An 11,742-nucleotide genomic window follows, 5' to 3' on the forward strand; every position below is an offset into this window, starting at 1 on the left:
GGATAAGGTTTTTTGTTGTTCATATATTAGTTAGATTTTAATTTTTCTAATTCTACTAAGAATTTATCATTAAGTACTTTAATATAAGTACCTTTCATACCAAGTGAACGTGATTCAATAACACCAGCGCTCTCTAATTTACGTAAAGCATTAACGATAACTGATCTAGTAATACCTACACGGTCAGCAATTTTACTTGCTACTAAAAGACCTTCATAACCGTTTAACTCTTCGAAAATATGTTCAATAGCTTCTAACTCACTGTAAGATAGTGATGAAATTGCCATTTGTACAACCGCTTTACTTCTTGCTTCTTCTTCGATTTCTTCAGCTTTTTCGCGAAGAATCTCCATACCAACTACTGTTGCACCATATTCTGCTAGAATTAGATCATCATTTTCAAATTCATGGTTGATACGTGCAAGTACTAGTGTACCTAAACGCTCACCACCACCGATAATAGGAACGATTGTTGTTAATCCACCAGCAAATAATTCTTTATTTTCAACTGGGAAAGCAGTATATTCACTTTCAATATCAAGGTTTGAAGAAGTTTCATTAATATTAAAAAGACTTTGAGTGTATTCTTCAGGGAATTGACGATCACTAAACATTTTTTGCATACGCTCATTTTCAATCTTTTGGTGAAGACCGTATCCTAATAACTTTCCTTTACGGCTTAATACAAATACATTTGATTCAATTACTTCTTCTAAAGTATCAGCCATTTCTTTAAAATTAACTGGCTTACCTGCTGATTGTTGTAATAACTTATTTATTTTTCTCGTTTTGTCTAATAATTGCATCTTTCTAAATGCCTCCTATTTAATTGTACGTTTCCTATAAGATAAATTGACTAATATCTTTATCTTTTGCAATATTTGCGAGTTTTTCATTTACGTATTGCGGAGTAATAAGAATAGTACCCATTTGGATTTCTGACGCTTCAAATGATAAGTCTTCAAGGAGCTTTTCCATAATTGTATGAAGTCTTCTAGCACCTATATTATCAGTAGATTGATTTACTTCAAACGCTATTTCTGCGATTCTACGTATAGCATCGTCAGAAAATTCGATTTGTATACCTTCTGTAGACAATAAAGCTTTATATTGTTTAATAATTGAAAAATCTGGCTCAACTAAAATACGTACAAAGTCTTCAACTGATAGTTTACCCAGTTCTACTCGAATTGGAAATCGTCCTTGTAATTCTGGTATTAAATCTGAAGGCTTTGAAGTATGGAAAGCACCAGCTGCGATAAACAAGATATGGTCTGTTTTGACTGGGCCATATTTTGTTACGACAGTGCTTCCTTCTACAATTGGTAATATGTCTCTCTGAACGCCTTCTCTTGATACATCTTGCGTACTACTATTTTGTTTACTTGCAATTTTATCAATTTCATCTATAAAAATAATACCTAATTGCTCCGCTTTATAAACCGCTTCTTGAGTAACTTCATCCATATCTATTAATTTCTGAGCTTCCTCATTCGTAAGAATTTTACGAGCCTCTTTTACGGAAAGCTTTCTTTTTTTCGTTTTCTTTGGAAATAAACCACCTAGTGATTCTTGAAAGTTCATTCCCATTTGTTCCATTCCGGTTCCTTGCATAAAATCTAACATTGGTGCTTGTTGTTGTTCTACTTCAATGGATACAAGCTCATCTTCTAGTTTTCCAGATAATAGTTGAAATTCTATATTTCTTCTCTTTGATGTTATTTCTGTATCATTCTCATCTTGCTCTGAATCTGAGTTTTGCGAATCCTGATTAAAAAGCATCTCAAGTGGATTTTTAAACGATGATTGTTTTTTTATACTTGGGACAAGAATTTTAACTAACCTTTGATTTGCGTTTTTTTCAGCTTGTTCTTTCACCTTATTCATGCGATCTTCTTTTACAATACGAATGGCAGTTTGAACTAAATCTCGAACCATAGATTCGACATCTCTTCCAACATAACCAACTTCTGTAAACTTCGTCGCTTCTACTTTAATAAAAGGCGCACCAACAAGTTTTGCCATCCTTCTAGCAATTTCTGTTTTACCTACCCCTGTTGGTCCAATCATTAGTATATTTTTAGGTGAAATTTCTTCACGGAAAGAATCTTCTAGTAGACTTCTACGATAACGATTTCTGAGTGCAATTGCTACTGCCTTTTTCGCTTGATGTTGGCCAACAATGTATTGATCAAGTTTTTCAACAATTTGACGCGGCGTGAAAGAAGTACTCATTACACACTCTCCTATTCTAATTCTTCTAAAATTATATTTCCGTTTGTATAAACACAAATATCACTTGCAGTTTTTAAACTTGCATAAGCTATTTGTTTAGCTGTAAGATTATCTCCGGCGTTTTCTTTTAATGCTCTACCAGCAGCTAATGCATAGTTGCCTCCAGAGCCAATCGCAAGAATTCCATCATCAGGCTCAATTACTTCTCCAGTTCCTGAAATTAATAATAATGAGTTATGGTCCATTACGATCAGCAATGCTTCAAGTTTATGTAGTACTCGATCTGTACGCCATTTTTTGGCTAATTCAACTGCTGCTCGTTGAATATTTCCATTATATTCGACGAGTTTGCCTTCAAATAACTCAAAAAGTGTAAACGCATCGGCAACAGAACCTGCAAATCCAGCAAGAACCTTTCCATTAAAAAGTTTCCTAACTTTCCTTGCAGTGTGCTTCATTACGACTGCATTTCCAAATGTAACTTGACCGTCACCTGCCATTGCACTTTTACCATTGTGTTGTATCGCGAATATCGTTGTAGCGTGAAAATTGGACATTTGAATCCTCCTTAGAAATACCGATTTCTAAAAATGAGCATATTTTAAGCTCTAGGATGATGTAGATTGTATACTTTTTGTAATCTTTCTTTCGTAACATGTGTATAGATTTGTGTAGAAGATAAATTCTCATGTCCTAACAGTTCTTGAACACTACGAATGTCTGCTCCACTATCTAACATATGTGTTGCAAAAGTATGTCTTAACATATGTGGATGAATCTTGTTTGTTAACGAAGTTTCTTTGATCATCTTTTCTAGAATTACTCTTACTCCTCTTGGTGTAAGATTCTTTCCTCGATGATTCAAAAAAAGATCATCATTATTTTGCTGGTTAGCTACTATCAGTTTATTTCTGCCATCTTCTATATATGTATGAAGAGCTTTTTCTGCAAAACTACCAAATGGAACATATCGTTGCTTATTTCCTTTGCCAGTAACTAAAATTGTCCCAATATGAAAATCAATGTCTTTTAATTTCAAACTACAGCATTCGCTTACTCGGATTCCAGTAGCATATAGCAATTCTAATAGAGCTTGATTTCGTTGACCAAGCTCATGTTCTAGATTGCTAATCGTAAATAGTTTTTCAAGTTCTTCTTTATATAAAAATCTAGGGATCATAGTTTCTTTTTTAGGAAGCGATGCTAAAATAAATGGGTTTTCTTTCGCTTCGTTTTCACGCATTAGAAAACGATAGAAACTTCTTAAACAAGAAATATGCTTAGAAACTGTACGTCTTGATAACTGTTTATCATGTAAAGTCGTTAAATAAAGACGAACATCAAAATATGTAACTGAAGAAAATGAAGAAATGGATTGTTGCTCCATAAAAACTAGAAATTGTTCAATAATTTTTTGATAACTATTTAATGTGTATTGTGAAGAGTTTTTCTCTAATTGTAAATACTGAATGAATAATTGACACAATATTTTAATATTCAAGGTAATTTCTCCTCACAAGCCACTACATACTAACATAGATAGTAGCTATTTGCAATTTATTTTCTCAACATTCTACAAAATTCATAATTGATTCTAATGCTCTATTTGCATAAGCTTCATATCGTTCTTGTTTTCTCTTAACTTTTACTTCTAATCTTGGGAAAAGTCCAAAATTAGCATTCATTGGTTGGAAGTGTTTTGCGCTAGTTGTCGTAATATAATTTGCCATACTTCCAATAGCTGTTTCCGTTGGGAACTGTACTAATTCCTTACCTAAAACTAATCTAGCTGCATTTATTCCAGCAACTAATCCTGAAGCAGCAGATTCAACATATCCTTCTACCCCAGTCATTTGGCCTGCAAAGAATAAATCGTCTCTACCTTTGAATCGATAAGTAGCTTCTAATAGCTTCGGAGAATTGATAAATGTATTACGATGCATTACGCCGTAACGAACAATCTCAGCGTTTTCCAATCCTGGGATCAATTGAATAACTTCTTTTTGTGGTCCCCATTTTAAATGTGTTTGGAATCCTACTATATTATATAAAGTTCCTGCACTGTCGTCTTGACGTAGTTGAACAACTGCATAAGGTATCTTACCTGTCTTTGGATCTTCTAAACCTACCGGCTTCATTGGACCAAATAATAATGTTTGTTTCCCTCTATTTGCCATAACCTCTACCGGCATACATCCTTCAAAGAATATCTCTTTTTCAAATTCTTTTAATGGCACTGTTTCAGCAGTCGTTAAAGCTTCATAAAAACGATCAAATTCTTCTTCTGTCATTGGACAATTTAAATAAGCAGCCTCACCTTTATCATATCTTGATTTTAAATAAACCTTATTTAAATCAATCGTTTCTTTTTCAATAATAGGTGCTGCAGCATCATAAAAGTAAAAATAATCTTCGCCAGTTAAATCTTTTAGTTTTTGAGAAAGCTCAGGTGAAGTTAGTGGGCCTGTCGCAATGATTGTTGGTCCTTCTGGTATTTCAGTCATCTCTTCATTATGTACTACTACATTAGGATGGTTTTTCACGTATTCAGTTACTTTACTAGCAAACTCATGACGATCAACTGCAAGTGCTCCTCCAGCAGGTACAGCACATTCGTCAGCAGAACGTATAATAACTGAATCTAGTCTTCTCATTTCTTCTTTTAAGACACCTACAGCATTTGTTAATGTATTTGCTCTAAGTGAGTTACTACAAACTAACTCAGCAAATTTATCTGTATGATGAGCAGGTGTTTGTCGTACCGGTCTCATTTCATATAAATGAACTTTAATTCCTCTTTTTGCAATTTGATATGCAGCTTCACTTCCTGCTAAACCTGCACCTATTACGTTAATAAATTGTTCCATTGATAACTCCTTCTACGTTGTATCCTACTTTACGTATTTATTTTATTGTTTGTTTCTTAAATTTAGCTTTTAAAAAAGTGAAATGAAAAGGAAAAGTGAGCAAAATAATTGCTCACACTTGTTGGTCCTCTTTGTAGTCGCATGATACACATTGAACTTGTATACCTTTTTTCATTTTCTTTTCTACTAATAAGTTTTCACATTTTGGACATGGTCTTGCAATTGGTTTATCCCACGATAAGAAATCACATTCAGGATAATTGTTACATCCATAGAAGATACGATTTTTCTTTGATTTACGTTCAATGATTCTACCATCTTTACAATTAGGGCAGTTTACATCTATTTCCTTCACGATTGCTTTCGTGTTTCGACAGTCTGGGAAGTTTGAACACGCCATGAATTTTCCATATCGTCCCATTTTAAATACCATTGGGCTTCCACATAATTCACAATCTTCTCCAGCTGGTTCATCTTTAATTTCGACCTTTTGCATTTCTTTTTCAGCGATAACTAAATGCTTTTCGAATCCTTTATAAAAATGATCGATAATTTGAATCCAGTTTATATTACCGTCTTCAATTTTATCTAGATCGCCTTCCATTTGAACAGTAAACTCGATATTGATAACTTCTGGGAAAAATTCCAATACAAGATCAAACACTATTTGTCCAAGCTCGGTCGGTACAAATCGTTTATTGTCTAGAGAAACATAGCCACGCTTCTGAATTGTTTCTAGCGTAGGTACATAAGTTGATGGTCTACCAATACCTAGCTCTTCTAAAGTTTTGACTAATCTAGCCTCTGTGTATCTTGGTGGTGGTTGCGTAAAGTGCTGTTCAGGTAGGATCTCTTCAAGTTGAACTGTTTCACCTTCTTTTAAAGGAGGTAAAATACGATCCTTTTCCTCTGTACCGTCATCATTACTTTCAATATACACTTTCATAAATCCAGGAAACTTTACGGTTGAACCGTTTGCTCTAAATTGAACATCATTATTTATCAAGTCCACTTTAACCGTATCTAATATAGCAGATGCCATTTGACTTGCAATAAATCGTTCCCAAATTAATTTATAAAGACGATATTGATCTCGACTTACATGTGCTTTAATCGTATCTGGTGTACGTAAAGTAGCAGTTGGACGAATTGCTTCGTGAGCATCTTGAACTTTATCAGATTTTTTTTCGCTTTTTTTATTAGTCGCGATGTAGTCAGCACCATAAGTATCTTTAATATATGACTTTGCTTCTTCAGCAGCCACATCTGAGATTCTAGTAGAATCTGTTCTCATATATGTAATTAAACCGACTTGCCCACCACTGCCTAATGAAATACCTTCATATAATTGCTGGGCAATCATCATTGTCTTTTTTGCTCGCATATTTAATTTTCGAGCAGCCTCTTGTTGAAGTAACGATGTCGTAAAAGCAGTTGCTGGATTTCTTTTACGTTCTTTTCTTGTCACACTTTGAACTGTAAAATCATTTCCATCAATTTGTGATAATACGTTATTTACATCATTTTCAGAGCTTAACTCAAGTTTCTTTCCATTAATTCCATAGAAAAATGTATCAAATGTATTTTTCTTTGAAATTGCTTTACTCTTAATCGACCAATATTCTTCTGGTTGGAAAACAGTGATTTCTTTTTCGCGCTCTATGATTAGTCTTAATGCAACTGATTGAACACGACCAGCACTTAATCCTTTTTTTACCTTTTTCCATAATAAAGGACTAATATTGTATCCTACTAGGCGATCAAGAACTCGTCTTGCTTGCTGTGCATCTACTAAATTCATATTGATTGGTCTAGGTTTTTTGAAAGATTCTTTAATTGCTTCTTTTGTAATCTCATTAAAAACAACTCTACAATCTGAAGTTATATCAATGTTTAATGTATTCGCAATATGCCAAGCAATTGCTTCTCCTTCGCGGTCTGGATCGGCTGCAAGATAGATTTTTTTAGCTTTTTTAGCTGCTGATCTTAAATCTTTCAGTACAGGTCCTTTACCACGAATTGTAATATACTTTGGGTTGTAATCGTTTTCTATTTCAATCCCCATTTGACTTTTTGGTAAGTCTCGAACATGTCCCATTGATGCGATTACTTTAAATTTCTTACCTAAATATTTTTCAATGGTTTTAGCCTTTGAAGGGGACTCCACTATAACTAAGTTTTCTGCCATTTTTTAAGCCTCCTGAGAGTTGCGGTTTTCAAAACTCTCTGTATTCCTGTTTCTATCTTCTATCTTTAAGATGTATTTAAAGACTTTCATTATAAGAAGAGTTCAATTTGTTTTTTGATTTTCCTTCATACAATTTCAAATTGTATAGTTTTATCTATACATTAGTCAAATTAATTTTAGTTATAAAATAACATAAGTCGCAATAGTATTGTCAATTTTTTGTAATCTAAACTTATTATTTTATTTTTTCGTAAATTCTATAAATTCTTCTAATATATCTTTTGATGAGGTAATTAACTTCGCTCCTTCTTGTATTAAACGGTGGTTTCCCTTATATTCTTCCATTATAATCGGACCTGGTATTGCAAATACCTCTCTTCCATAATCTAATGCAAAATTTGCTGTGATCATCGTTCCGCTTCTTTCATTTGCTTCTAATATAATTAACCCTTTTGAAAGTCCTGCAATAATCCTATTTCTCCTTGGAAAATACCTTTTTTCGGGTTTTATATAATGAGGGTACTCGCTAATCAGTAAATGTTTATTCGCAATTTCTTGATATAAATCCAGATTTTCCTTTGGATAGGTAAAATCCAGCCCGCTTCCAATAACACCAATAGTCTTTCCGTGATGATGAATTGTAGCACGATGGGCAATTGCATCACAGCCAAGAGCCATACCGCTTACAATAACCCATTGATCACTAATCAGATCATTTATAATTGAATCACAATTTATTTTTGCCAAATTGGAAGGCTTTCTAGAGCCAATTATACTAATCAGTTTTTTGGTTTTTAATAGATTATGATTCCCGTAACAATAAAGAACAAATGGAGGATCATGTATTTCCTTTAAATATATAGGATATAAATCACTATCAATTGTAATNNAGAATGATTCTCCAAAATGTCATAAATAGAAGTTGAATGAAGTTGTTGATAAAGTTTTTCGGAAGCTCTTTTAGACATTCGAAAAGTAGTGCTTAAATACGAAGGGGAATATTGATAGAGGTACTTTAATTGTGGATCATACAGGAGGATTCTTTTCATTGCATGATAATCATCATATAAAAATGTATGTAAGTGAATTAATCTTTGTTCTTTACTCATTACTTCTCCTTTCTTGATATGAAAGTAGCCCCCATATGGAGGCTACTTCATGTTATATCTTATACTAAAGCTTCGTGTGTCTTACATTGTTCATATAAGCCACGCTCTTTTAATACACCGATTAACGTTTCGCCCATTACAGCCGGTGTAACTGCTACTTTAATGCCACAGCTTTCCATTGTAGCCATTTTTTCTTTCGCAGTACCTTTACCACCTGCAATGATTGCGCCAGCATGGCCCATACGTTTACCTTCTGGTGCAGTTTGACCACCGATGAATCCAACTACTGGTTTTGTCATGTTTTCTTGAACCCACTCAGCAGCCTCTTCTTCAGCCGTTCCACCGATTTCACCAATCATAATAACAGCGTATGTTTCTGGATCTTCATTGAATGCTTTTAAAACATCGATGAAGTTTGTGCCATTTACTGGGTCTCCACCAATACCTACAGCAGTAGATTGACCAATACCAGCTTGAGTTAATTGATGAACAGCTTCATAAGTTAATGTACCAGAACGTGATACGATTCCAACATGACCTTTTTTATGAATATAACCTGGCATGATCCCAATTTTACACTCATCAGGCGTAATAACACCTGGGCAGTTAGGTCCAACTAATCTAGTCTTTTTGCCTTCCATGTACTTTTTAACATTTACCATATCAAGTACTGGAATACCTTCAGTAATACAAATAGCGATATCTAATTCTGCATCAACAGCTTCCATGATTGCGTCTGCTGCGAATGCTGGTGGTACGTAGATTACAGATGCATTTGCACCAGTAGCATCTACTGCATCTTTAACTGTATTAAATACAGGTACGCCTGCGATATCAGTTCCACCTTTACCAGGAGTTACACCGCCAACAATTTTAGTACCATACTCTAACATTTGAGTTGTATGGAATAAGCCTTGTGAACCAGTAATACCTTGTACAATGACTTTAGTATCTTTATTAATAAATACGCTCATTTTTATCCTCCCTTTCTTACCCTTTAGCTTAACCTACAAGTGCTACGATTTTTTGTGCTCCGTCTGCCATAGAATCTGCAGTAACAATGTTTAAGCCAGATTCATTAAGAATCTTCTTACCTAAATCTACGTTAGTACCTTCTAAACGTACAACTAATGGTAAGTGTAAGCCAACTTGTTTTGTAGCTTCTAATACACCTTGCGCAATTACGTCACACTTCATGATTCCGCCAAATATGTTAACGAAAATACCTTTAACATTTTGGTCAGAAAGGATGATTTTAAATGCTTCAGTTACTTTTTCTGCAGTAGCACCGCCACCTACATCAAGGAAGTTAGCCGGGTCTCCACTGTAGTGTTTAATGATATCCATCGTTGCCATAGCAAGTCCAGCACCATTTACCATACATCCAATATTTCCATATAAAGAAATATAGTTTAAATCATACTTAGAAGCTTCAACCTCTTTTGGATCTTCTTCTTCTAAATCACGATAAGCTAAAATATCTGCATGACGATATAAAGCATTTGAATCAAAGTTCAACTTTGCATCTAATGCCATTACTTCTCCATCACCAGTAACTACTAATGGATTAATTTCAGCGATTGAGCAGTCTTTTTCAACAAACGCTTTATATAAGCCCATCATGAACTTAACAGCTTTGTTTACAAGATTACTTGGGATATTGATATTGAACGCAATACGACGTGCTTGGAAGCCTTGTAGACCTACTGCAGGATCAATATACTCTTTAAAGATTTTTTCAGGTGTTTTTTCAGCTACTTCTTCAATTTCAGTTCCACCTTCTTCAGAAGCCATTAATACAACTTGTGAAGTAGCGCGGTCTAAAACTAAACCAACATAATATTCTTTTTTAATATCGCAGCCTTCTTCGATAAGTAAGCGCTTTACTTCCTTACCTTCTGGTCCTGTTTGATGAGTAACTAATACTTTGCCTAGGATTTCACTAGCATATGTATTTACTTCATCTAAATTTTTCGCTACTTTTACGCCGCCCGCTTTACCGCGACCACCAGCGTGAATTTGAGCTTTAACTACACATACAGCTGTACCTAATTCTTTTGCTGCTTCTACTGCTTCTTCAACTGTGAAAGCAACTTTACCATTCGGTACTTTTACGCCATAGCTTCGTAGGATTTCTTTCCCTTGATACTCATGGATATTCATGATCCATCCTCCCCTTTTAGAACAAGACAAATTAAAACACATTCCTATTGTATCTCTTACAGAATATACTGTAAATACTTTAGTAGAAAACAAAAAAATATTATGCATTTTTATAAAGAAAACCCTTTCATCAAGATTTCATGAAAGAGTTTTATCATATTACAATATTATTATATGTTTTTTTTGAAAAGCTATTTGTTCAATATCGATAAAGTTGATTCGATTGGAAACTGTATGACTCCCTTTGGAATTAGTAGAAATTCAAACGTAGTCATTTTTGGTCAATGGAGTCAAATTGTGTTTCCTACTTTAAATTTATCTAAAGGAACATTTTACATCATGACGTAATCCCTATTTATTTTTTAATTGCTGATCTGCACGATAAATAAAAGCAAATAGTTCTGCAACAACACTATATAAATCTTCAGGTATTGTTTGATTAATTTCTAATTGGCTTAGTACCTCTACTAATGACGGATCCTCTTGAATTGGAACACCAAATTCTTTTGCTTTTGAAAGAATTTCATCTGCAATAACCCCTTTACCTTTCGCAACAACTTTTGGGGCTGAATCAAGTTCTGTATTGTATTTTAAGGCAATTGCTTCTTTTCTCTTTTCTTGATTATTTTTCATATAAGTAAATCGACCCCTGTGTACTCACGACTAGAAAGTAAACTATTATTAAATTTTAACTCTTTCATCTTTTGTTCTCGTTCATTATTAAAAGGTAAACATTTAATCATCGATAATTGAAAATCATGCTTGGCTAAACTCTCTTTTATCAATGGTTGAGTTGAAGAAATCATGGCATTTAATGCTGGGTTATTATTAAAAATCGTGACATTTACGACTCGATTTTGAATCGAAACATCTACCATCGTTTCTTTCAATGTTTCAAGTTCTAAGAAAAATAAAATGTGACAATGATTTGATTGGATTTCCTTAGAATTTGAAGAGCTTTCTTTTCCAGTCCATTGAATCGTTAAATCGGTTGACCAATTATTTAAAAAGAGTGGTATTACCGTAGAATAGTTATACTCTGGTCCATTTTGATGAATCATTGTTATTTGACCAGCTGTAATTTTCGTAATCAATTGCTCTATTGGTTGCTTTATTCCCTCAGGTAAATTACTATTTAATGCTTTTAAAGCAATTTCTTTTAAGGTAGGAAATTGTTCAT

Annotated in this window: 10 protein-coding genes and 1 pseudogene; all 11 read right to left on the reverse strand. The window is 33.9% G+C overall.

Annotation, left to right across the window (positions count from 1 at the left end):
- Positions 1-26: 26 nt before the first annotated feature.
- Complete coding sequence (gene codY / locus V7056_RS06085) at positions 27-806, reverse strand: GTP-sensing pleiotropic transcriptional regulator CodY (protein ID WP_464958745.1); 780 nt, start codon at positions 804-806, stop codon at positions 27-29.
- A 34-nt stretch (positions 807-840) separates the two neighbouring features.
- The gene (gene hslU, locus V7056_RS06090) at positions 841-2,235 is read right to left on the reverse strand and encodes an ATP-dependent protease ATPase subunit HslU (protein ID WP_499700248.1); all 1,395 of its coding nucleotides are present in this window, start codon (positions 2,233-2,235) and stop codon (positions 841-843) included.
- A gap of 11 nt (positions 2,236-2,246) precedes the next feature.
- Positions 2,247-2,792 (reverse strand): ATP-dependent protease subunit HslV, encoded by a 546-nt coding sequence (gene hslV, locus V7056_RS06095; RefSeq protein WP_087998552.1) that lies wholly within the window; start codon positions 2,790-2,792, stop codon positions 2,247-2,249.
- Between the two features lie 44 nt (positions 2,793-2,836).
- Positions 2,837-3,736, reverse strand: a complete 900-nt coding sequence (gene xerC, locus V7056_RS06100) for a tyrosine recombinase XerC (RefSeq protein ID WP_087998553.1) — start codon at positions 3,734-3,736, stop codon at positions 2,837-2,839.
- 64 nt (positions 3,737-3,800) lie between these two features.
- Positions 3,801-5,102: an FADH(2)-oxidizing methylenetetrahydrofolate--tRNA-(uracil(54)-C(5))-methyltransferase TrmFO gene (gene trmFO, locus V7056_RS06105; RefSeq protein WP_499700250.1), complete on the reverse strand. Its 1,302-nt coding sequence runs from the start codon at positions 5,100-5,102 to the stop codon at positions 3,801-3,803.
- Between the two features lie 112 nt (positions 5,103-5,214).
- Positions 5,215-7,290, reverse strand: a complete 2,076-nt coding sequence (topA, locus tag V7056_RS06110) for a type I DNA topoisomerase (protein WP_499700252.1) — start codon at positions 7,288-7,290, stop codon at positions 5,215-5,217.
- Between the two features lie 240 nt (positions 7,291-7,530).
- A complete protein-coding gene (gene dprA, locus V7056_RS06115) occupies positions 7,531-8,178 on the reverse strand; it encodes a DNA-processing protein DprA (protein WP_499700260.1) in 648 nt (215 codons plus the stop codon).
- A 280-nt stretch (positions 8,179-8,458) separates the two neighbouring features.
- Positions 8,459-9,373: a succinate--CoA ligase subunit alpha gene (gene sucD, locus V7056_RS06120; RefSeq protein WP_499700254.1), complete on the reverse strand. Its 915-nt coding sequence runs from the start codon at positions 9,371-9,373 to the stop codon at positions 8,459-8,461.
- Positions 9,374-9,401: 28 nt separating this feature from the next.
- A complete protein-coding gene (gene sucC, locus V7056_RS06125) occupies positions 9,402-10,562 on the reverse strand; it encodes an ADP-forming succinate--CoA ligase subunit beta (protein ID WP_499700256.1) in 1,161 nt (386 codons plus the stop codon).
- A gap of 351 nt (positions 10,563-10,913) precedes the next feature.
- Complete coding sequence (locus V7056_RS06130; protein WP_499700258.1) at positions 10,914-11,195, reverse strand: EscU/YscU/HrcU family type III secretion system export apparatus switch protein; 282 nt, start codon at positions 11,193-11,195, stop codon at positions 10,914-10,916.
- Positions 11,192-11,742: pseudogene (locus V7056_RS06135) on the reverse strand (hypothetical protein); the annotation flags it as partial. The gene V7056_RS06130 and the pseudogene V7056_RS06135, both read right to left, overlap by 4 nt.

This window comes from Bacillus sp. JJ664 (genome assembly GCF_036962205.1).
In the GTDB taxonomy this organism is placed as follows: Bacteria; Bacillota; Bacilli; order Bacillales; family Bacillaceae_G; genus Gottfriedia.